This is a genomic window from Aquirufa sp. ROCK-SH2 (genome assembly GCF_054558315.1).
Window position 1 is genome coordinate 597,290 of record NZ_JBPXKB010000001.1, and the last position, 23,707, is coordinate 620,996.

Annotated in this window: 21 protein-coding genes and 1 other RNA gene; 7 read left to right on the top strand and 15 right to left on the bottom strand. The window is 32.8% G+C overall.

Annotation, left to right across the window (positions count from 1 at the left end; translation table 11 throughout):
- Positions 1 to 42: 42 nt before the first annotated feature.
- The 6 genes from rnpB to V7S79_RS02635 all read right to left on the bottom strand — a co-directional run bounded on the left by rnpB (position 43) and on the right by V7S79_RS02635 (position 7,414).
- Positions 43 to 396, bottom strand: an RNA gene (gene rnpB, locus V7S79_RS02610) — RNase P RNA component class A.
- An 18-nt stretch (positions 397 to 414) separates the two neighbouring features.
- Complete coding sequence (locus V7S79_RS02615; protein ID WP_459488994.1) at positions 415 to 1,695, bottom strand: DUF4403 family protein; 1,281 nt, start codon at positions 1,693 to 1,695, stop codon at positions 415 to 417.
- Positions 1,692 to 3,410 (bottom strand): hypothetical protein, encoded by a 1,719-nt coding sequence (locus V7S79_RS02620; RefSeq protein WP_459488995.1) that lies wholly within the window; start codon positions 3,408 to 3,410, stop codon positions 1,692 to 1,694. The genes V7S79_RS02615 and V7S79_RS02620 overlap by 4 nt, the downstream gene beginning before the upstream one ends.
- A gap of 38 nt (positions 3,411 to 3,448) precedes the next feature.
- Positions 3,449 to 4,195, bottom strand: coding sequence for a 3-oxoacyl-[acyl-carrier-protein] reductase (gene fabG / locus V7S79_RS02625; protein WP_459488996.1), 747 nt, complete (start codon positions 4,193 to 4,195; stop codon positions 3,449 to 3,451).
- A gap of 17 nt (positions 4,196 to 4,212) precedes the next feature.
- Positions 4,213 to 6,756 carry an ATP-dependent Clp protease ATP-binding subunit gene (locus tag V7S79_RS02630; RefSeq protein WP_459488997.1) on the bottom strand — a complete coding sequence of 848 codons (2,544 nt, stop codon included), beginning with the start codon at positions 6,754 to 6,756 and terminating at the stop codon, positions 4,213 to 4,215.
- A gap of 37 nt (positions 6,757 to 6,793) precedes the next feature.
- Positions 6,794 to 7,414, bottom strand: a complete 621-nt coding sequence (locus V7S79_RS02635; protein ID WP_459488998.1) for a WbqC family protein — start codon at positions 7,412 to 7,414, stop codon at positions 6,794 to 6,796.
- A gap of 64 nt (positions 7,415 to 7,478) precedes the next feature.
- Between V7S79_RS02635 and V7S79_RS02640 the strand changes: the two genes are divergently transcribed.
- A complete protein-coding gene (locus V7S79_RS02640) occupies positions 7,479 to 8,348 on the top strand; it encodes a lysophospholipid acyltransferase family protein (protein ID WP_459488999.1) in 870 nt (289 codons plus the stop codon).
- On the opposite strand, the gene V7S79_RS02645 is transcribed toward V7S79_RS02640, so the two are convergent.
- From V7S79_RS02645 to V7S79_RS02665, 5 genes are read right to left on the bottom strand one after another with little or no spacing between them, the layout of a single operon-like run.
- Positions 8,345 to 8,974: an L-threonylcarbamoyladenylate synthase gene (locus tag V7S79_RS02645; RefSeq protein WP_459489000.1), complete on the bottom strand. Its 630-nt coding sequence runs from the start codon at positions 8,972 to 8,974 to the stop codon at positions 8,345 to 8,347. The two genes, V7S79_RS02640 and V7S79_RS02645, sit on opposite strands and share 4 nt — an antisense overlap.
- On the bottom strand, positions 8,974 to 9,912 hold the full coding sequence (locus V7S79_RS02650; protein ID WP_459489001.1) for a YihY/virulence factor BrkB family protein: 939 nt from the start codon (positions 9,910 to 9,912) through the stop codon (positions 8,974 to 8,976). Before V7S79_RS02650 ends, V7S79_RS02645 begins: the two co-directional genes overlap by 1 nt.
- Complete coding sequence (locus tag V7S79_RS02655) at positions 9,909 to 10,316, bottom strand: acyl-CoA thioesterase (protein ID WP_459489002.1); 408 nt, start codon at positions 10,314 to 10,316, stop codon at positions 9,909 to 9,911. Before V7S79_RS02655 ends, V7S79_RS02650 begins: the two co-directional genes overlap by 4 nt.
- Position 10,317: 1 nt before the next feature.
- Complete coding sequence (gene mltG, locus V7S79_RS02660; RefSeq protein WP_459489003.1) at positions 10,318 to 11,352, bottom strand: endolytic transglycosylase MltG; 1,035 nt, start codon at positions 11,350 to 11,352, stop codon at positions 10,318 to 10,320.
- 2 nt (positions 11,353 to 11,354) lie between these two features.
- Entirely contained in the window at positions 11,355 to 12,431 is a 1,077-nt protein-coding gene (locus V7S79_RS02665; RefSeq protein ID WP_459489004.1) for an Ldh family oxidoreductase, read from the bottom strand.
- 99 nt (positions 12,432 to 12,530) lie between these two features.
- On the opposite strand from V7S79_RS02665, the gene V7S79_RS02670 reads away from it, so the two are divergent.
- Genes V7S79_RS02670 through V7S79_RS02680 form a run of 3 tightly spaced genes read left to right on the top strand, consistent with a single transcriptional unit; the run spans position 12,531 to position 17,277 of the window.
- A complete protein-coding gene (locus tag V7S79_RS02670) occupies positions 12,531 to 14,099 on the top strand; it encodes an FMN-binding glutamate synthase family protein (protein ID WP_459489005.1) in 1,569 nt (522 codons plus the stop codon).
- Between the two features lie 45 nt (positions 14,100 to 14,144).
- Entirely contained in the window at positions 14,145 to 16,031 is a 1,887-nt protein-coding gene (locus V7S79_RS02675) for an ABC-F family ATP-binding cassette domain-containing protein (protein ID WP_459489006.1), read from the top strand.
- 49 nt (positions 16,032 to 16,080) lie between these two features.
- Positions 16,081 to 17,277 (top strand): type IX secretion system plug protein, encoded by a 1,197-nt coding sequence (locus tag V7S79_RS02680; RefSeq protein WP_459489007.1) that lies wholly within the window; start codon positions 16,081 to 16,083, stop codon positions 17,275 to 17,277.
- Here the strand turns inward: V7S79_RS02680 and ychF are convergent.
- Both ychF and V7S79_RS02690 read right to left on the bottom strand, forming a co-directional pair.
- Positions 17,274 to 18,377 (bottom strand): redox-regulated ATPase YchF, encoded by a 1,104-nt coding sequence (gene ychF / locus V7S79_RS02685; RefSeq protein WP_459489008.1) that lies wholly within the window; start codon positions 18,375 to 18,377, stop codon positions 17,274 to 17,276. The genes V7S79_RS02680 and ychF overlap by 4 nt on opposite strands.
- Positions 18,378 to 18,473: 96 nt before the next feature.
- Positions 18,474 to 18,794 (bottom strand): DUF3276 family protein, encoded by a 321-nt coding sequence (locus V7S79_RS02690; protein WP_459489009.1) that lies wholly within the window; start codon positions 18,792 to 18,794, stop codon positions 18,474 to 18,476.
- Positions 18,795 to 18,967: 173 nt separating this feature from the next.
- Between V7S79_RS02690 and V7S79_RS02695 the strand changes: the two genes are divergently transcribed.
- Both V7S79_RS02695 and V7S79_RS02700 read left to right on the top strand, forming a co-directional pair.
- On the top strand, positions 18,968 to 19,549 hold the full coding sequence (locus V7S79_RS02695; RefSeq protein ID WP_459489010.1) for a septal ring lytic transglycosylase RlpA family protein: 582 nt from the start codon (positions 18,968 to 18,970) through the stop codon (positions 19,547 to 19,549).
- A complete protein-coding gene (locus tag V7S79_RS02700) occupies positions 19,515 to 20,396 on the top strand; it encodes a DUF58 domain-containing protein (RefSeq protein WP_459489011.1) in 882 nt (293 codons plus the stop codon). The genes V7S79_RS02695 and V7S79_RS02700 overlap by 35 nt, the downstream gene beginning before the upstream one ends.
- Here the strand turns inward: V7S79_RS02700 and V7S79_RS02705 are convergent.
- The gene (locus tag V7S79_RS02705; RefSeq protein ID WP_459489012.1) at positions 20,386 to 21,843 is read right to left on the bottom strand and encodes a DUF4369 domain-containing protein; all 1,458 of its coding nucleotides are present in this window, start codon (positions 21,841 to 21,843) and stop codon (positions 20,386 to 20,388) included. The two genes, V7S79_RS02700 and V7S79_RS02705, sit on opposite strands and share 11 nt — an antisense overlap.
- A gap of 39 nt (positions 21,844 to 21,882) precedes the next feature.
- On the opposite strand from V7S79_RS02705, the gene V7S79_RS02710 reads away from it, so the two are divergent.
- Positions 21,883 to 22,659 (top strand): YdcF family protein, encoded by a 777-nt coding sequence (locus V7S79_RS02710; protein ID WP_459489013.1) that lies wholly within the window; start codon positions 21,883 to 21,885, stop codon positions 22,657 to 22,659.
- Positions 22,660 to 22,661: 2 nt separating this feature from the next.
- Here the strand turns inward: V7S79_RS02710 and pfkA are convergent, their stop codons facing one another.
- Positions 22,662 to 23,636: a 6-phosphofructokinase gene (pfkA, locus tag V7S79_RS02715; protein WP_459489014.1), complete on the bottom strand. Its 975-nt coding sequence runs from the start codon at positions 23,634 to 23,636 to the stop codon at positions 22,662 to 22,664.
- Positions 23,637 to 23,707: the final 71 nt, after the last annotated feature.

Sequence of the window (23,707 nt, forward strand, 5' to 3'; positions counted from 1 at the left end):
GCAAAAATACATGAAATTGTACAAATTTGCAAACATAAAAAAAGAGAAAATAAATCTATAAGCCGAATTCTGTAAGTGTAAACACCCTCTTATCATTTATCTTGGATTTGCATCACTACAAACCTCTAGCAATCTACCCACTGACATCGGACGAGCAGCCCTTTTGTCTTTCGACAGTCAGCCTATTTGATCTTGCAACTCGTGAGGTTTACCTATGCCAAATTTGTCGCCAAATTTGCGGTGGGCTCTTACCCCACCTTTTCACCCTTACCCGAAGGCGGTAATTTTCTGTGGCACTATCTGTCAAACTTTACAGTTTTCCTTCCCGTTAGGAAGCACGATGCTCTATGTTGTTCGGACTTTCCTCTTTAAAAAAGCGATAAGACGATTTATTTTCTCGTTGCAAATTTACATTTATTTTTTAAGACTATACCGCCCTTCTACAACTCCTGCTAAATTAATCGACTGTTTATTCCAAGAAATAGTATTTAATTTCAATTGATAACCTTGATTCTCCACCAATTGATTACTAGCCAATAATGCTTCAATTTTCGAATTGATATCATATTCAAATAAATTCAATTGCTTGAAGATTCTTTTTTTAGCTGACTTTTTTAATAATGATGTAGGAAATGAAAAATCTTTTAGCTGTATAACTTGAGGCTGAACACCTAATTTACCCACAGATTTTATGGTAGGTACCCACTTTACTTGAAGAAGCGACTTCTCTCCTTTTATACCTGCCACCTCACACATTACGCCACTTGAATCAATCGTTCTAAAGTCGAAATTAATTTTTGATGATTTGTATTCAGCTTTCAAATTCTCAGCAATAATCTTTTTGATATACTCAAAACTGACATTTAAATTAAAATCAATTTTTGATATCGTATCTTCATTCAACTTCTCCAATCGAATATTTTGAGGCAAATTATAAGCTAGTACATTCAATTTATCAGTTAATTCAATGTGGGATTTGATGCGAATAGTTCCATTTAAACCTGAATTATTCAAGGCTAAATGACTTAAATCGACAGATGTATTGTAATTATGAAAAACAATATCTTGAAAAACAATGGGTTTCAAAAGCTCCGTAATCGATTTTTCCCATTGATTAAACTGTAATACACCATTGGAATAGTTATTGATATTATCAATAATCATTGATTTCTTAGATTTAATTAGTTGGTCTATTAATCCAGTAACATTTACTCCGAATCCCATCACTTTTATGTTCGGTTTTTCCAACCATTGATATTCCAATTCAGTTTCTTTTACATTCATTTGCTGAAAATTAGATAAATCAATTTGGGACTTTATTTGCAACTGCATTTTACCTCGAACAATACCAGCAGAAAACCCAGAAAGACTAGGTTCTGCTTCCCATGAAATAGGCACACTTAATTGAATTTTATTCCCAACAACTGAAACAACTCTAAATGGACCTTCTTGAATCAATTTCAAAGGAAATGCAGCATTTTTATCCAATTTTGAATTATACAATTCTTTCCCTTTTCCAAGCCCTATCCATTTAAATAAGGTGTCATAACTGATGCTAAAATCAACAATACTAGTCCCTAGAGAATGATGTGGAATGTTGGTTTGAAAAGTTCCTTCTGAGATTGTTGTATTTTCCAGTTTTTTACAAGAAAAAATACCAAACACCACAAACAAGAACCAAACATATTTTTTCATAGTAGATTAATTTTCTTTCTAAAAAACCACTCAGTAAACAATAAAACAAGTGTTATGATCCAAAATGCAGGAAATTCTATTACTGAAATATTTTTACTTTTTTGTACCATCTTAGTATCTGAAAAAGCATTTTTTACAGGATTTTGCAAAATTTTATCCATTTCAATCACCTCAATATTGTTAGATGAAACCATCCGATTAATAGTAATCATATTCCTCCCAACGTTTGATTCAGGAGAATATTTTCCTACAATAACTTGATCTAATTTCTTCAAAGCCTTCTTATCCTTTGAACGGACATATACTTGGTAAAGTCCCTCTGTTAATCCTTTTATGGAAAATTGATTAAACGCTTCAATCAAATTAAATTGATACATTTTATTCAACTTTGAATCTTTCTCATTGACAAATATTAAATCAATGATCGATTGGTTATCCATTGAGTATCTTTCTGCGTGAAAAATTAAATCTTCTTTTTCGTTTACCTGATTATTTTCAAAATAATACAAATCCTCTTCTTGGCTATTTTTCAAAAATGCCTCCGTCAACCAAGTCCTAACAATGGAATCTAGCTTCGTAGTTCGACCCAATTCAACATTTTCATTCATCTGTAATTTCCATAAATCATATTCGTTATGTTGAAATGGTGCTACATTTTTCTCCTTCGATGTATTAATTTCCAACAAACGAAAGTTATTTTGAGGATTTAACTTTTGTCCAAAATTTCCGTATAATAAAATATTTTTTCCTGTAAAATTTGGCTTATTCGTAAAGTTCCAATTTAAAGTAATATGCATTGATTTAGCAATTCTATTAATTACACCTAAATCAGGGTGTGGTGATGATGCATACGCATTGACAACTGCTTTTTCCTTCACAACTAGCCAAGAAATATTTTTAAATTGTTGGCCCGAAGGATTTTTGACAATAATTTGCACTTGATGTAAGCCCAATTTATTACTCTTAACAGAAAAGTGAAGGTTTTGATAAGGTTCCTTACTGTTTATATTTGTTTTTATGGTTGAGGTTAATTTTTTATCAATATAAATTTCACTCATAATTCCCTGTTGATTGAATGCATCACCCATCCCCAATGAAAGTGGTATCTGTATTTCCTCATTGGGAACACTAATAATTGTTTTTCTGGGAACATCTACTTCTAATTGCTTTTTAGCTTCTATTTTACCAAATGGTATCAAAACGATATGATACGGAGCATTCAATATATCCTCAATGTTTTCCAATTGAGCATCTGAAAAGAGGTAAATTGAAGCTAATGAGGATTTTTGAGAAATATTAAATATTATCTTTGAAACATTTGAAACCGTGGATTGAGCTTCATCAAAATTGATATTTTCTTCAAGAAGTAATTTCCCTGATAAAGAATAAATCAATATGTTTTGATTGGGATGCTTCTGCTTTATGATTTGAATTAAATCTTGAAATTCTCTTTTAGCCTTTTCAATTCCACCTGTTCGCATAGAAGTGGAATTATCAATGAGCAATAAAACTGACTCATTTAATTTAGGAGATGAACCCCAAAAAGCACCACCAAGAGCTGCATATACCAAAGATGTAATCAATAGACTACGTAAAAGAGAAACAAAAACTATTAGTAACTTACTTTTAGTTACCGAAAATTTCGTTTTATTAGTATATAATGTAAATAGTAAAGAGGTGATAAAAACAAACCCCAATGAAAGTAAAACTGACATTGAGGTTTGTTCAAAAAATTCCAAAACTGTATGATACATTAGGTCAATAAACCTCCATCTACTTGAATAACTTGGCCAGTTACATAAGACGACAAATGCGAACCTAAAAACAAGCAAACATTTGCTACTTCTTCAGCTTCTCCTCCTCTTTTTAAAGGAATAGATTTTTTCCATTCTTCAACCGTGGCCTCATTTAACTCACCCGTCATCTCCGTTTCTATGAAACCAGGCGCAATTGCATTACAACGTATATTTCGAGAACCTAATTCTAAAGCAACAGATTTAGTAAAACCAATAATTCCTGCTTTTGACGCCGAATAATTTGCTTGGCCCGCATTTCCTTTAATCCCTACAATTGACGTCAAATTAATGATAGAACCAGATTTAGCCTTCATCATTGGTTTGATACAAGCTTTCGTTAGATTAAATACCGACTTTAAATTGATTTGAATAACTTCGTCCCATTGCTCCTCACTCATTCTCATTAATAAACCATCGCGAGTAATTCCTGCGTTGTTGATCAATATATCAATTTTTCCAAAATCCGCTAGAACTGAATTAACCAATTCCTCTGATTCTGCAAATTTTGAAGCATCAGATCTGTAACCTTTAGCAATAATCCCATAGGTAGACAATTCTTTTTCTAAGGCTTGTCCTTTTTCTACAGATGATAAATAAGTAAAAGCAACATTTGCTCCAGCTTTCGCAAAAGAAGTTGCAATAGCTCTACCAATTCCTCTAGAGGCTCCAGTAACTAATACAACCTGATTTTGAACTAATTCCATGATATATTTTAAATTAATTATTTGATTTTTTTACGTGAAATGGATAATTCCTCTGCTCCATCTACAAAGTCTGCTTCAATTACCTCATTTTCTTTTAATTCTCCTTTTAAAATTTCTTCGGCCAAAGGATCTTCCAAATATCGCTGAATAGCTCTATTCAACGGTCTTGCACCGTATTGAGGATCATACCCTTTGTCAGCGATGAAATCTTTCGCTTTATCAGTTAACTGTACTTCATAGCCTAAGGAAACTAATCTGTTTTTCAATTTCACTAACATTAAATCAATGATTTGATGCAAATCGGTTCTTTCCAAACTATTAAAGACAATTATATCATCTAATCGATTAATAAATTCAGGTGCAAAAGCTTTTTTCAAAGCATTTTGTATGGTTGCCTTTGCTTGTTCATCTAAATTATCAACTTTAGATTTTGTTGAAAAACCAATTCCTGAACCAAAATCTTTTAAATCACGAGCACCAATGTTAGATGTCATAATGATAATCGTATTTCTAAAATCTACTCTTCTACCTAAGCCATCAGTCAAAATACCATCATCAAGAACTTGTAATAACAAATTAAATACATCTGGATGGGCTTTTTCAATTTCATCCAATAAAACTACTGAATAAGGTTTTCTTCGAACTTTTTCGGTTAGTTGTCCACCTTCTTCATAACCCACATATCCTGGAGGCGCTCCTACCAATCTAGAAACACTAAATTTCTCCATGTACTCACTCATATCTATTCTTACCAAAGCGTCTTCTTTGTCGAACAAATACGTAGCCAGCACCTTGGCCATTTCTGTTTTTCCCACACCCGTAGGGCCTAAGAAAATAAATGAACCAATGGGTTTTTTCGGATCTTTTAAACCTACACGTGTTCTCTGAATCGCTTTAACTAATTTCTTAATGGCATCGTTTTGTCCAATGACACTTTTTTGCAATTCTTGCTCCATTAAAAGCAATTTCTCACCTTCTTTGGTGGCAACTCTGTTAACTGGAATACCGGTCATTTGAGCAATCACTTCAGCAACACTCTCCTCATTAACCGTAAATTTCTGTTTTTTGGATTCCTCTTCCCAAATTACTTTTGCTTTCTCTAATTCATCTATCAATCGTTTTTCACGATCTCTCAACTGAGCTGCCTCTTCATATTTTTGAGATTTAACAACTTGATTCTTTTCTTTTTTGACCAATTCAATTTGTCCTTCCAATGCAACGATATCCTCAGGAACATTGATGTTCGAAATATGAACTCTAGCACCAACCTCATCCATCACATCGATGGCTTTATCTGGCAAGAAACGATCAGAAATATATCTATCTGACAATTTTACAGCAGCAATTATTGACTCGGCTGTATAATTGACATGATGATGTTCTTCGTATTTATCTTTGATATTATTTAAAATCTCGATGGTTTCATCCACTGTGGTCGCATCTACCATAACTGTTTGGAAACGTCTAGCTAATGCACCATCCTTTTCAATGTATTGACGATATTCATCTAAAGTTGTTGCTCCAATAACTTGTATATCACCCCTCGCTAAAGCGGGTTTAAACATATTAGAAGCATCCAACGAACCTGAAGCACCACCAGCACCCACAATCGTATGTAACTCATCAATGAATAGAATGACGTCTGTCGACTTTTCTAATTCATTCATAACCGCCTTCATTCTTTCTTCGAATTGACCTCTATATTTAGTTCCAGCTACCAAAGAGGCTATATCTAAAGTAACTACTCTTTTGCCAAATAATACTCTTGAAACCTTCTTTTGAACAATTCTAAGTGCCAAACCTTCTGCAATGGCAGTTTTACCCACACCTGGCTCACCGATCAAAATCGGATTGTTTTTCTTTCTACGAGATAAAATTTGAGCCACACGCTCAATTTCTTTTTCTCTTCCTACAATTGGGTCTAATTTACCATTTTCGGCAATTTTGGTTAAATCTCTTCCAAAATTATCTAAAACAGGAGTTTTACTTTTGTCTGCACTTTTTACATTTGAACTAGAACCGGAAGAACCGCTGGAAGAACCTCCAGAATACAAGCGGCTATCATCATCTGAATCATCCGTATCTGAGGAAGCTTTGGGATTAACATCTTGACCATTTCCAGATTGAAACTCAACCATTTCTTTGATCAAATCATAATAAACCTGGTATTTTTCCAAAATTTGAGTAGCCACATTATCTTCATCTCTTAAGATAGCCATCAACAAATGATCCGTTTCAACTAAATTAGTCTTAAAATACTTAGCTTCTAAATAAGTTAATCGAAGAACTTTTTCAGCTTGTTTGGTTAACGGAATATTTAATAAACTTTCACGGTCAAAACTTGATTTACTTGTAGATGAAGTTGAATGTTCAATGCTTTGACGCAATTGATCCAAAGAAACACCTGAACGCACTAATAAATTAATACCAGGCCCCTCTCCATCTCGTATCATACCCAACATCAAATGTTCTGTTCCAATGTAATCGTGGCCTAATCTAAGCGCTTCTTCCCTTGCCAATGAAATGACATCTTTTACTTTGTTTGAAAACTTCGCCTCCATATCTTAATAATTTTTATCACAAAACAAGCTTAATCTACTAATTGTTCAATTTACGAAAACTTTGGTCTAAAATGTCATTCATTTCTCTACCATAATTCATAAATAAATCTACTACAGACAAATTAGGTACAAATTCTGTGCCAAAAACTTGCCTATACGGACACTCTACATAATAAGCTCTTTCTTTCCAAGCAATTTTAGGACTCAAATGATTATAAAAAGATTCACTTTTCGATTCAATAAAGGTCTCAGTAAAAGAATAGTTCAACTTTCTCCCGGAAATTCTTTCAATCAATTTTAAGAAATCAATATTTAAATCTACTAAAAATTTATTTTTTTTCGCAAATATAGATGAAATTAAAGGTTCAAAATGTTCAAAATAAGGCGCTTTTCCATAAGCCGCATTGATACCACCTTTGTGCCTTCGAATCCAATCTTGAGAATAATCAATCTGAACATCTTTCATCTGCTGCTTTTTACCACTCAAATGAATAATTGGAACAGTCAGACTTTCCACCCCATTCGCGCCTAAAATCAATGTTCGATTTCGGAAAGATTGTTTGATGAAATTTTCTTCAACTTCAAATTCTATCGAATCGGAAGAATAAAGTAATGACATATATTCTAGACTGGGTAAATAATGTAATTCAATGTGCATTCCCAAAAATAAATAGGATATTTGCAAAACTAAAGGATTACAAAAAATAAATCAGAATTTGAAAATGATATTTTACCGATTGATTGGCAGATTACCCTTTTTTATTTTGTACGGAATTTCCAATTTTATTCAATTCCTTTTTTACTATGTTATTTCCTATCGTAAAAAAGTTATTACTACAAACTTGAAAAATTCTTTTCCTGATTTGAATACGAAAGAAATTAATCATCTATGTTATCAATTTTATGGTTATATGACCGATTTGTTAGTTGAATTTTTTAAAGGTTCAGCTATTTCGAAAGAGGAAATTTTAAAAAGAATTAATATCGTTAATCCGGAAGTCGTTCAAAACTATCTTGATCAAAACATTCCAGTGGTTTTAGTAGCAGGCCACCAAGGAAACTGGGAATGGGCCATACATCGTTTGGCATTAACAAAAAACATCAACGATGTCGTATATCAGAAGTTGAATAATCCAACATTTAATGAGTTCTCAAAACAGGTTCGATCTAGATTTGGGAATATTGTATTGATGGAAAAGAGAGAATCTATTTTATTAACCAAAGAACGTAAAAACATTCCAAGAACCATTTGTCTAGCGGCAGACCAAGCACCTCAAAAACCTGAATCGGCCTATTGGACACAATTTTTAAATCAAGACACAGCTTTTTTTACTGGAATGGAAAGATTTGCGAGAGAATACAATTACCCTGTCGTTTTTTGTGAATTGATTCGAACAAAAAGAGGTTATTACCAAATGACTTATCAAACAATTGCAGAAGCTCCTTTCGAAAACTTAGAAAAAGGTGAAATCATCCGACAATTTGCTTTAAATCTTGAAAAAGCGATTACTAAATATCCAGAACAATATTTATGGTCACATCGAAGATGGAAACACACGAAACCTGAAACGATTTCGATTAAGTGGAATTAAGAAAAATCAGCAATATCGCCTGCTCCTTCTCTAATAATTTCAAATTGATCATTTTCATCAATTTGAATAACACTGGAAGGATCAATAGCACCGTATCCTCCATCCAAAATCATATCAACTTGGTTTTTATATCGGTCAAATATTAAACTTGGATCCGTGTATTCTTCTAAAGCTAAATCGAGCGTAGGCAAAGAAGTTGTCAATAAGGGAACTCCTAATTCCTTGACAATTTCCAAAATGGGTAAATATTCCGGAATGCGGACTCCGACCGTTTTTTTTCCTTGCACCAAAATAGAAGGAACTTTAGAGCTTGCTGGTAAAATAAACGTATAAGGTCCTGGTAAATATCTTTTCAAGGTTTTAAATGCAAAATCACTTACCTTGGCATAGTTGGAAATCGCACTTAAATCATTACAAATAAAGGAAAATCTATTTTTGTTTGATTGAATATTTTTTATTTCACAAATACGATTAATGGCTTGTACAGAGTTAATGGAACAACCAAGGGCATACATGGTATCTGTGGGATAAATGATTACTCCATTTTTATTCAACACATTAACCACATTGGAAATGGTAACGAATGAGTTATTTTTATCATATAATTTAACTAATTGTGCTTCCATTATTTTTCAATATGTTTGATTTGAAAAAAATCTTCTTCCTCCACCTCTAATTCTTCTTCTGTTTTCACTTGATCTATTGTTGCGTTTATTTCAAAACCAACTAACAAAATCAATGCGATAAAATATAGCCATGCCATGAGCGCAATCAAAGAACCAATTGAACCATAAACTTTATTGTAAGTAGCGAAATTCACCAAATAATATGAGAAAAGATTAGAAACTAAAATGGTTAAAACGGAAGCTGTTATGGATCCAATATTGACAAATTTCCATCGTTTATGTATTGCTGGGGCATAATAATAAATAATAGAAATAGTAAAAAAGAAGACCGAAAATGTACTAAAATAGGTCAAGGTTTTAATTAGATAAAAGGTAAAATCATAATTCAACAGACCTTTACCTTGCAAATAATTCACGATTAAATTCCCTATAATAAAAACACTAAAAGCTATGATAAGCACAAATGTCAAAAGAAAATTTAGCGCTACGGCAATTAATCTTTCTTTGAAATAACCTCTATTTTCGTTGGTTTTGTAGGTCAAATTAAATGATCTAATTAAAGCCATAATTCCGCTTGTAGAAGCATACAAAGCAAAAATAAAACCGAATGATAAAAGCCCCCCACGTTTTTTATGGATAATTTCTAATAATAATTCTGTTAAGTCTTTTTGCAAATTTTTAGGAACATTTACCTTCAAAAAACTAATCATTTTCATATCAAAATTATCAATCGGCATATAAGCCAATAGGGAAAATAAAAAAATGATCGTTGGAAAAACGGCCAAGGTGAAATTATAAGCTACCGCCGCTGCTCGAACATCAATATCAAACAAAAAGATTTTTTTGTAGAGAATACGTAATATTTTGGCAAGAATATAATGTTCTTCCAATTGTTCCCAAAAAAGTTGAATTTCTTTTAAAATCCTTTTCCTTTTCATTTAAAAACAGATTTTAAAGCGGATGATATTGTTTCTGGAACACGAATGATTTTTTTATCTACCAAATTCATAAAGACCAATGTGGTTCTCCCCTCATTGATTAATTTACCTTCCTGATTCAAGATTTGATAATTAAAAATTATTCTTGCAGAAGGTAATTCATCTATTCGACAATTGACAGTCAATAAGTCATCATAAAGCGCAGGTGCATGAAATTTAGAATAATTGTCATATACCGGTAAACCAATCCCTATATCTTCTAAACTTTTGTAACTAACACCTAAACTTCTTAACATCTCTACTCGAGCTATTTCATAAAGCCTAGCATAGTTACCATAATACATATACCCCATTTGATCTGTATCTGCATAACAAACTCGATAAGTAGTAGAATGGCTATACATCTTATTTAATATTCAATTGATCCAATGCTTTTTGGTAGTTTGCGGCATTAACTAAATGTGCTGGATAACTTTCGGCAAATGAATGATAACCTGAAAAATCTTCTTTGGCACAAAAATATAAATACTTATGTTTTTCAAGATTCAATACTTTATCTATCACACTTGTGGAGGGTATCGAAATAGGCCCTGGAGGTAAACCCGTTACTCGATAAGTGTTGTAAGGGGAATTAATTGCAGTGTATTTTCCGGTTACACGCTTAATCGTAAAATCCTTCCAAGCAAAAACAATAGTTGGATCAGCTTGTAGAGGCATCTTTTGCTGCAAACGATTCCAATAAACCCCAGCAATTCTAGATTGCTCATCCGATTTTTTACTCTCCCCTTCGACAATTGAGGCTAAAATACTTACTTCTGTAGTGGTTAAACCTAATTCAGCAGCTTTCTTTTGACGATCGGAATTCCAAAACTTGGAAGATTGTTTACTCATTTTAGCCATAAAGTCTTCAAACGATGAAGTCCAAAATACTTCATACGTATTAGGTAAAAAGATGGCTGGAATAGTTTCTTTCGTAAATGAATATTTTGCAACAAAATCGGAAGAATCAAGCATTTTAAAGATATATACCGAATCAAAAGGTAATGTTTTACTCAATTTCCCTGCAATATCTTCTTTCAATCTCCAATTGTTTATTACCACTTTCAAGGCATCTTGTCGACCATTGCGTAATTTTCGTAAAACCTCCCAATTACCAGAAGTAGAATATATCAAATAACGACCTGCTTTAATCCTTTCCGGATATTTTAACACCTTTGTCAAAAATCGAAAACTTAACTGATCCCTTACAATATCATGCTTTTTTAAAGTATCCAAAACACTGTTAAAACTGGCATTTTTAGGTATTAAAAGTTCAAACTCCTTTCCTTCCTTCACATTAAAATTAGGAGTTTTGAACACTTGCCATGCATAATAAGAAAACATGGCTGTTACCAAGGAAAAAACTAAAATAAAAATCTTAAAACGCTTATTTTGTACCATAACTAAATAATATCAAATGATAGATTAAATCGATCTGCTAACACTTTTAAATCCTTCAAAACTGGGTCTATCAATGGAATTCCTTCATTTTTACGAATATTTTCCAACTCTCTTTCTGGATCACCAGGAATAATAACTTTTTGGCCTTCTACTGCATCTGCACTTCTAAATCTTTGAATCCATTTATCCATGTCTTTTTGAAAATCCAAAGCGGGTCTAAATGCATCAATACGCATAGCTCCTAAAAAATGCCCCGTTCCCACACCCACCGATTCAGTCGCGCTCATAAAACCTGCTGTTGCAAAGGGAGGAACCCAAGGTCCAAAATTTGCTCCGGAAAGAACTCCAGATAAAATATCAACAATGGCACCCAAGGCATACCCTTTGTGAGAACCATGTTCCCTATCGCCTCCTAATGGAAGTAAAGCTCCTCCATTTTTGATGGCGAAAGCATCATTACAAGGTTCCCCATTTTTATCTTGAACCCAACCTGATGGAGTATCTAGTCCTTTTCTTTGTAAAATTTCCAATTTCCCATAAGCAACTGCAGTCGATGCAAAATCAGCAACAAAAGCTGGCTCATTGAGAGCAGGAATAGCTACTGCAATGGGATTCGTTCCTAATAACTTTTCCTTCGAAAAAGTCGGAGTTACCAAAGGTGCAGCGTGAGTCATGGCCCAACCGATCATATTTTGATCCAAAGCCTTCATAGCATGATATCCAGCTATTCCAAAATGATTCGAATTTTGTACTGCCACCCAACCTGTACCAGCAATTGCGGCTTTTTCTTTAGCAATTTCCATAGCAAATGGAGCAACAACTAAACCTAATCCCCTATCACCATCAATCAAAGCTGTGGAAGGAGATTCATGTAAAATTTTAATCTTTGGATTTGGATTTAAACGGCCATGATCATACAAACGGACATATCCGGCCAAACGAGCCACACCATGTGAATCAATACCACGTGCATCGGCAGAAACCAAAACATCTGTTGCCAATTCAGCGTCTTGCTTACTACATCCTAGCGATTCAAAAACAGAGCAAACAAAAGATTGAAGTTTTAAATAGTCAACCATAAATTAATTTTCAAGCCACAAAGATAAACATTAGAATTAGGAATAAAATTTATAACTTAATTAACCGTTGTTAGTTTTAATAAAATCAACGCTAAAAAAATGAATACAATCGTTAATTCACTATTCCATTCCATTTGGTTTTGGATTTCTTTGATTATCCTACTTGTCATTATCCGAGATATTTTTTTACAAAAACGACATACAATTACCCACAATTTCCCCATAGTTGGACATTTTAGATATTGGCTAGAACAAATAGGACCTGAACTTAGACAATACATAGTTGCCAATAATAGAGAAGAGTTGCCATTTAATCGCCAGGAAAGATCGTGGATTTATGCTTCATCCAAAAACGAAAATAATTTACAAGGTTTTGGGTCTGATCAAGACTTTAACGCACCTGGCTATATATTTATCAAAAATGCAATGATGGGCTTTAATCCGCCAGCCAATCATGTATTCCGAAAGAATCCAGGAATTTTACCTGCCGCAAAGGTCATTGGTTTATATCATCAACGTAGAAGACCGTACAGACCCTATTCAATTGTCAATATCTCTGGAATGAGTTTCGGATCACTTTCAGCGGCAGCCATTGAAGCATTAAATAAAGGTGCTTTGCTATCAGGTTGTTATCACAATACAGGCGAAGGTTCCTTATCTCCATACCATCAATTTGGTTCAGATTTAATCCTTAATATTGGAACAGCATATTTTGGAGTTCGCGATTTGGATGGAAAATTTTCCATGGATAAATTGATCGAAAAGGTTGAGCAAAACCCTAATTTAAGAGCAATCGAAGTTAAGTTGTCGCAAGGAGCAAAACCTGGAAAAGGGGGAATGCTACCTGCTTCCAAAATAAATAAAGAAATTGCCACGATTAGAAATATCCCAATGGGGAAAGATGCAGTTTCACCTGCCTTTCATTCTGAATTTAATTCTATTGCACAACTAATTGATTTTGTTGAAAATATCGCTGATAATACAGGACTCCCTGTTGGAATTAAATCGGCGATAGGGAAATTAGAACAATGGGAAGAATTGGCTGCACTTATGGCAAAAACGGGTAAAGGACCCGATTTTATTACCATTGATGGTGGAGAAGGAGGTACTGGAGCGGCACCACATGCTTTTGCGGATCATGTATCCATGCCATTTACATTTGCATTTGCCAAAGTTTATCAGATATTTCAACGATATGATTTAAGTGATAAAATCTTTTTTATCGCCTCTGGCAAGTTGGGATTTCCTGAAAAGGCTTTAATGGCATTTGCTATGGGTGCAGATAGTATCAATATTGCACGTGAGGCCATGATGTCGATTGGTTGTATTCAAGCTCAAAAATGCCATACCAATCATTGCCCAACAGGTATTGCTACATCAAACAAATGGTTACAATCAGGGATCGATGTCACTTTAAAGAGTGAAAGATTTTACAAGTACCATCATACTTTGGTGAAAGAAATTGCTGAAATCACACATGCGGTTGGATATGAGCACCCTTGCCAATTAGGAATGGATGACATTGAGTTTTCAATGGGCGATAATAATAGAACCATTTCAATGGCTAAATCATTGGGATATCATAAAACACCGATCGTTTTTAATTCTTTTGATGATTTAATCCATTGTGCATACACAGGAGGGCAAGGAGCAAGAAATCGTTTATGATGAATTTAAATTGAGATTTTTTGAATTATCGATTATCTTTGTAGAATGCTTTCTATATCAAATTTAAATTTTTACTTCGGGAGTCGCGCACTTTACGAAAACGCCAATTTACATATCAAACCAAAAACCAAAATTGGGCTCGTTGGCGCAAATGGAACTGGAAAATCAACTTTACTTCGATTAATTTCGGGAGAATATTCACCAGATGGAGGTACTATTTCTAAATCTGGAGAATGTACCATTGGATTTTTAAATCAAGATCTCCTATCCTATCAAACAGATGAAAGCATTTTGCATGTGGCAATGCAAGCATTTGAACGTCAATTAGAACTTCAAAAGCAAATTGATATCGTTCTTCATAAAATGGAAACAAATTATGAAGACAAGGATGTCGATGAACTTTCAAAATACCAAGAGGAATTCGAACGATTAGATGGATATACCATACAATCAAGAACCGAAGAAATTTTAGAAGGCTTAGGATTTACAACCGATGATTTGGATAAGCCATTGCGTTTATTTTCTGGAGGTTGGAGAATGCGCGTTATGTTAGCAAAATTATTGTTACAAAAACCTGCCCTTTTATTATTAGATGAGCCTACCAACCACTTGGACTTACCTTCTATCGAATGGGTTGAAAAATATATCCATGATTATGAAGGTTCTATTGTGGTAGTTTCTCACGATCGATATTTTTTAGATCGAACCATCAATAATATCGCGGAAGTTTCGAATCAAAAAATCACATTGTACCCAGGTAATTATTCTTTTTATGTGGAAGAAAAAGCCTTAAGAAATGAAATTCAAAAAGGGGCGTATGAAAACCAACAAGCTCAGATAAGACAAACCGAACGTTTCATAGAACGTTTTAAAGCGAAGGCATCTAAAGCTAGACAAGTTCAATCGAGGGTGAAAGCTTTAGACCGCTTGGATGTGGTAGATGAAGTAATTGATGAAAAAGCTAAAGTGAATTTTAAATTCAATTTTGGAACTCAACCAGGTCGATTTATTTTGTTTTTGGAACATATTTCAAAAGCATTTGGTGAAAAAATAATATTAAAAAACACTTCTGCTACCATTAACCGCGGAGATAAAATTGCATTGATTGGAGCAAATGGAAAAGGTAAATCTACTTTATTAAGAATCATATCAGGTTCCGAAACAATTGAAGGTGAACGAAGAACAGGACATAATGTAATCGAATCATTTTTTGCTCAACATCAATTAGAAAGTTTACAAGTAGAAAACAGTTTATTAGAAGAATTAAAAGCAACTGGAACGGCGAAGACTGAAATGGAATTAAGAAGCATTTTAGGTTGCTTTTTGTTTTCTGGCGAAGAAGTGTTTAAAAAGATCAAGGTACTTTCAGGAGGAGAAAAATCTAGAGTTGCATTGGCCAAAGTATTAATTTCACAAGCCAACTTTTTGTTGCTGGATGAGCCAACCAACCACTTGGATATGCAATCCGTTAATATTTTAATTCAAGCTCTTCAACAATACGAAGGTACTTATGTAGTGGTTTCTCACGATAGATATTTTGTATCAAATATTGCCAATAAAATTTGGTATATAGAAGATTATGAAATCAAAGAATATCATGGAACCTTTGATGAATATGAAGTTTGGCAAGAAAGCAGAAAAGGAAGTCAAACACAAAAACCCCAAGAAAGTCAAAAATTAAGTGCTCCTGAAAAGGTAAAAAATACCACGGAAAAAGTGGTAGCAAAACCTTTAAATAATCAAAAGCAAATTGAAAAAATAGAACAGCAGATTTTTGAACTTGAAAATAAAAAATCTGACATTGAAAATAAAATGGCTGAAAAAGCTCAAAACAGCGATTTTGATGAATTGAAGAAATTAGAATTGGATTTAAAATCAGTTCAAGTTGAATTAAACAAAATAACAGAAGAGTGGGAAGCATTGATTGAATAAAATGAAATATAAAACATCCCTCTTATGGGTATTTTTTTCATTTTTGAACATGTCATTACATGCTCAAATTTACAATGCTATTCAAAAGGATTATATTCACAGTGCCTATTTAGTTAAAAATAAGCCCAAAGAAATCATTCAAGATAATCCTATCATTGAGATAAATCATCAAGGTGAATATGTACTTTCGTTTGATGATTTATCCCTTAAATATGCCAATTACCAATTAAGAATTATTCATTGTCAGGCCAATTGGGTTCCTTCCAACCTAAATGAAATCGAATACCTAAGCGACTTTAATGACATCCCCATTAGAGAAAATGCCAATTCCTTTGGAACAAAAATACCTTATCTGCATTATCAGATTTCCTTACCCAAAGTTAGAATTTCAGGAAATTATATTGCTCAAGTTTATCTCAACCGAAACAAAAAAGATACTGTTTTAACAAAAAGATTCTCTGTTGTTGAAAATGAATTAATCGTTGCTGGAAAAATTACTTTTGCCAAAAGAAATGAATTTAGACTAAGTCATCAAGCAATAGAACTTAATCTCTCCTACCCTGAAAATTTATTATTATCCGGCGATGAAAATTTAAAAATAATCGTTCAACGAAATTCAAATTCAGACAATTTACTTCCTCATTTACCACAACCTAGCATCAATGCATTTGATCGTAAAATTTCTTATTTATTTTTCGATAATGAAAATAATATCCCAGGAAGTAATGAATATCGAATGATAGATTTAAGAAGCACACAGCAAAAGCTAAATTTTGTGGCTAATATTCAAGCGTTGGAAAATTACACACAAATTACGACCTATCCTGAAACTCCTCAAGGTAACTATTCATACACACAAAAAATGGATATGAATGGTGCAATCGTAATAGAAAACTATGAAAATCCTGACAATAATTTACAAGCAGATTATGTTTGGTGCAATTTTATCTTAAAAAGCAGAAAGTGGGAGGACGAAGGTATATATGTGGGTATGTTACCTAACTCTTATCAATTAAAACCTGCATTTAAAATGGATTATGATGATTCCAATGGTATTTACACGAAAAAAATATTGCTTAAACAAGGTATTTATAATTACCATTATTTAAGCAATAATTTATCGAATACAAGCCTAGAAGGAAATTATTCTCAAACCGAAAATCAATATGAAATATTGGTTTATTTTAGAAAACCAGGTCAACGATATGATTCATTGATTGGTTACCAGAGAATTATTTATCCTTAAACGTTGAAACGGAAGTGCATGATATCGCCATCATGAACGATATAGTCCTTGCCTTCCACATTCATTTTCCCTGCCTCTTTGCAAGCTAATTCACTTTTATAAGTTTGATAATCGGCAAATTTGATTACCTCTGCGCGAATAAAACCACGTTCAAAATCGGTATGAATAACTCCAGCAGCTTGTGGGGCTTTCCAACCTTTTTGGATTGTCCAAGCACGAACCTCTTGTACGCCCGCTGTGAAATAAGTAATAAGATTTAATAAATAATAAGAACTACGAATTAACTTACTTAAACCCGACTCCTTTAATCCATATTCTTCTAAAAACATCATGCGCTCATCCAAATCTTCGATTTCAGAAATTTGTGCTTCTAGTGCTGCACAAACAACTATTACCTCCGCATTTTCCGCCTTAACATTTTCTTTTAACTGGTCTACAAATTGATTACCTCCGGCTGTTAGTGAAGCTTCATCAACATTTGCTACATAAATGACGGGTTTATCAGTCAATAAACACAACTCGCCAATAGCAGCCTCCCTTAAATCAGCATCCATTTCAACAGTTCTAGCCGACTTTCCTGCCTCTAACGTAGATTTAAATTGCAATAAAGCAGCCAATTCTTGTTTAGCTTTTGCATCACCTGCCTTTGCCGCGCGTTCTAATTTGGAAATCTTTTTGTCAACTGATTCAAGATCTTTTAATTGTAATTCCATATCAATGATTTCTTTATCACTGATTGGATTTACGCGACCTTCCACGTGAATAATATTTTCATCTTCAAAACATCTAACCACGTGAATAATAGCATCTACCTCACGAATATTAGCTAAGAATTTATTTCCTAATCCTGCTCCTTGCGAAGCACCTTTAACCAATCCTGCAATATCTGTAAATTCAATTACCGTAGGTAAGATTCTTTGAGGCTTAACAAATTCAGCTAATATATTTAAACGTTCATCAGGTACTGTAACAATACCAACATTAGGTTCAATTGTACAAAAAGGATAATTCGCCGCTTCTGCTTTGTTAGAAGAAATAGCACTAAATAAAGTTGATTTTCCAACATTTGGTAAACCTACAATTCCACAAGTTAATCCCATTATAATTTTGTCTGATTTTTAATGAAGTGCAAAAGTACGTATAAAATGAAAAAGCCTCTGTATAAACAGAGGCTTTTAAACTATTTTTTTTACAATTTATTCCCACTTTAAATCAGAATTACCACCAAACTCCTCATCATCACGATTAAACTGTGTAAAATCTACATCAGGCATCAATTCAGTCTTCACATGGTCAACTGCCTCCTTTAAACCTTCCATAAATTTATCGAAATCTTCTTTGTATAGAAACATCTTATGTTTTTCATAAACGAATCCATCTTCTTTTTGATGACGACGACTTTCTGTGATTGTAATGTAATAATCTTGTGAGCGTGTTGACTTTACATCAAAAAAATAAGTTCTTTTACCTGCTCTAATTCGTTTTGAAAATAATTCTTCTCTTTCTCTATCTTCCACTTTTAATAAAATTTTAAGTTATTAATTGCGTAAAGCTACTATATAATCTTAATCACTCAAAAAAAATAGACAAATTTTAAACAAACTTTTTATCAATTTATAGGATTATCTAATTAAAATATTAAATTCTATCCATAATGCTTAATAACAAAAACTTCTAGTAATTTTGTCTTATGCACAACTATTTCAAAACATTGACTTTTTTATTGGTTTTCCTATGCCAATTAGGTTATGGTCAAGATTTAGGGGAAGAAAGTTATGGGATTGCTTCATTTTATTCCAACGCATTTTATAATAAAAAAACGGCTAATCAGGAATTACTGAATAGAAAAGAACTAACCGCAGCCCATCGTTTATTACCATTTAATACACTTGTTGAAGTAACCAATATTTATAACAAAAGATCAATCATTGTTAGAATCAATGACAGAGGCCCATATAAATCTGGTAGAATTATTGATTTAACTGAAATTGGTGCCAAAAAACTAAATATTCGAAAAGTAGGATTGAGTAAAGTAAAATTAAAAATTATTGGTTTTGAAAATGAACAAATGTTGATTCCTTATCAACATTTAGAAATGGAAACAACTCCAAAGTTTAGTAAAAAGTTTTACCAAAAAACCCGACTTAAATACAAGAAAAAATACCGCTTAAAACGAAAAATTAAAAACAAAAAATACTTAAAGAAAGGAAAGAAAAAGTCGGTTCGAAAAAAGAAAAATGTTAGAAAAAAAAGTTCAAAGCGTAGAAAATAATCTTTTCGAAATTAATGCGGATTATATCGTCGATTGCCTTATTCATGGTAAACACAAAGGATCTTCCAAAGGATTTTCATCTGAATTCAAAGAATACAAAACATTTCAAACAGGCGAAAACATAAGAAGTATTGATTGGAAAATTTTTGGCAAAACAGACAAACTTTATACCAAGCATTTTTACAATGACGCATCAATGAATGTCTATTTCATATTGGATGCGTCATCTTCCATGTTTTACCCTTCTGTCGAACATTCAAAATTAAAAAGAGGGCTTGAAATAATTGCCGTTTTATGTAAGTTGCTTCATCAACAAAATGATGCTTTTTCTGTCATTGTAATATCGGACAAACTAGAAATAAACTCTCCTTTATCATCCTCTCTTGCGAATTTAAAATCCATTTATTCAAAATTGGAATTCTTTTATCAACATTCAGAAAATCAAATCGAAACTAAATACATCCAATGTATAGATGAAATCATTCCATCCATTAAACGAAAAAGTAAACTATTTTTCTTAACTGATCTAATGCTTTCTGGAGAAGATGCTGAACGAATGATTCATCAATTAGCCGAATTAAAATCATTGTCGCATGATGTTCAGTTATTACATATACATCACGATTCAGAAATAACCCAAAACGATGAAATTCAAATAGCTGAATTAATTGACTTAGAAAGTAGGATTACCTATCAGATCAATCCTAATGACTGGTCTCAATTTTTAGGTAAATTGAATGATTTTAAAAACAACGAAATTATTATCCCATTGTTGGAAAAAGGGATAAAAGTAAAATCAATCTTAACTAACAATTCTCTTTTAGAAAATATCCGGTCTATTTTTTAATTGAACTTAGGCTATACGATGCCATTTTTTTCTCATAAAACTCGAGATATTCTTTAATCTTGTCTACTGGTATTCTTTTGCCAATGATGCGTTTTGCTTTATCAACAATGTAAACAGTTGGAGTGGAATATACATCAAAACTATTACGAAAATCTGTGTAATATTCCTCTTTTCCATTATTGGGATTTTTATGAATATCAATTCCATTATAAAAAGATGCAATCTTAAATTCTGAAATAAAATTCAGCCATTTAGCTTTATCTCTCTCCATGGAAACAGCTAACACACTTACATTTTTTGACTTAAAAAAGTCATTTAATGCTAATAATTTGGGAGTCTCTTCTTTGCAATGATTACATTCCGGATCATAAATAAATATAACAGAATAGTTACCTGTAAGATTAGCAATGGTAAACTCCTTCCCTTCTGGATTTGTCAAGTACATTTCTGGAATTCTTTTACCATTTACCAAAGGTTTGATAATTTTAATTCTTTCCTTCATTCTTCTGACGGTAGAAGTATCCCAAAGTGCTGGTTCTCCGATATAATATTTCTCTGCTAAATATACAAAGGCTCCATCTGTCCCGACAATATTACTATTTTCATAAGTAGAAGCAATTTTATATACTACATATCTACGCATATCAGTAGATTTGATTTTTGATAATAAACGATCTGCTTCTTTGGTGATTGAATCTGATTCTTGTACAACTAAATCTTCAAAATATTTTTCAATTTTCTTTTGTAAAAATGGTGAGCGTAAAAAGCGATCATCATTCAAATTGAAATTGTCGAAATAATGCGCCTTATAATAATTGAACTGGTACTTATTGAAATCGCTACTATCTTTGGCAGTTTTTATTGCTTTTGTATAGGCTGGAATTTCAGGTTCCATCGTTGCTTTAATAAATTGGGCCGTTAATAAAGATTTATTCTTTTCTAACCATGCACTTTGATATGATTTAATGGAATTCCTTAGTTCATTAAGTTCTTTGGGAGCTAATTTAGAAGGGTCTGCCGTTTTTATTTTAGCCACTTTTTCAGACATCTCCTTTTGAAAAAGATAGAATTGACTATTATTTAACGAATTGCTAATTTTCATTGAGCCTATTAAATCCAAAGTATCCGTTTCAAATGAAAATTGTTTTTCGCCAATGATAAAATCTAAATATTTATTTTTCAAGAAAGAAATTAAATACAAACCTTCAGGCAAATCCTCTTTTCCTTTGAAAACAAAATGTCCTTTTTCATCTGCTACGACTGTATCTTTAATAACTTGTTGACTAGCACCAAAGTAATGCGCTAAAAACACTTCCGATTTACCGAGACCTTTAATTGTCCCAGCTATTTGATATCCATCAGATTTTGAAACCTTATTAACAGTGGTTTGACCTAAAAGATTAAATAAAGTACTTAAAAATAAAATTTGAATTAAAACTACTTTCATATTAAAGGCATATTTTTGTTAAAATTAAATAAAAATACAATGTTTTTTTCGCTATCTAAAATAATTGATTTTCTACTTTTACCAATTTGTTGGATTTTATTTTTTCTCATTTTTGCATACTTTCAAAAAGACCTTAAAAAGGTTAAAATCGGGATTTTATCCACTTTATTTTTATTGATTTTATTTACGAACGGATTCTTTACCAATCTATTGTATTCGAATTGGGAATTAGAAAAACCAAAAAATCTACCTAAAGGTGTATATATCTGGGGAATTGTATTGGGAGGAGGAATTATTCGTAATACTGGGCAAATAACCGAGGATTACACTTTTGCAGAATCTTCTGATCGATTGATGCAAACCATTTTATTACATAAAAAAGGAATAATCAAAAAAATATTAATTACGGGAGGAAATACAACTATTGGAGTTCTCATGAAAGATATGGCCAAGGAAAGTTATCAATCTAAGCAATTCATGATACAAATGGGAGTTCCATCCAAAGATATATTTATTGAAGAATTTGCTAAAAACACTTTTGAAAATGCCGTAAATTCTAAATTAGCTCTAAGAAAATACATTAAAAGTGATTCAATGCTTGTCATTACGTCTGCTTATCATAGCAGAAGAGCAAAAGCATGTTTTGAAAAGCAAGGCTTTCGATTCTCCATCTATCCAGTGGATCAATTACGGAAAGATGGAAATACGGGACTTTTACATCAAATCGTACCTGAAGAAAAAAACCTGTATCTATGCTCTAAAATTATTAGAGAGATAACAGGTTTTATCATTTATAAAATAATGGGTTATTGCTAATACTAGCTCGATAAAATTTCTACCATTCGGATTAAATCTTCTGAAACTGGTTTTTTCTTGGTAATAGTATCATGAAAAGGAGTGTAAACCAATTGGTTGTTAACTACACCGGCCATCACATTTTTCTCTCCTCTTAAAAGTCCTTCCAATGCTCCTAAACCTAATCGGCTAGCTAAAATTCGGTCATAAGCAGTTGGAACACCACCACGTTGAATATGTCCTAAAGTGGTTACTCTGATATCCATTTCAGTTGACATCAAACCTTTGATTTTTTGTGCCACTTTCTGTGCATTGCCTTCTTCATCACCTTCAGCAACAACTACAATAGAAGACGATTTAGCCTTTGCGATTCCTTTCTCAAGAATGCTAACAATTTCACTAACTGGAGTTAAATTCTCCGGAATCATGACAGCTTCAGCACCACCTGCAATACCACATTGAATGGCAATATAACCTGAATCACGACCCATTACCTCAATAAAAAAAACACGATCGTGAGAATCAGCAGTATCTCTAATTTTATCAATTGCATCCAATGCTGTATTCACTGCAGTATCGAATCCAATGGTATAGTCTGTTCCGTATAAATCATTATCAATAGTACCAGGAGCACCTACAGTTGGGATTTTATATTCGTTATAAAAAATCTCAGCACCGGTAAATGTACCATTCCCTCCTATTGCAATTAAACCTTCGATTCCTCTTTCTTGTAATTGCTTGTATGCTTTCGAACGTCCTTCTGTTGTGGTAAATTCCTTCGATCTAGCAGATTTAAGAATGGTACCCCCTCTTTGAATTATATTACTAACTGATTGTGAATTAAGAGGAATAATATCCCCTTTAATCATACCATTATAACCTCTTACTATTCCAAATACTTCAACTCCGTGGTAGGTAGCGCCTCTCACAATTGAACGAATACAAGAATTCATTCCTGGAGCATCACCACCTGATGTAAATACAGCTATTTTCTTCATCAAATATAATTTTAATAATCACTTGCTTTAAAAGCCTTCAAAAATACTACCTAAATTGTATAAAACCACAA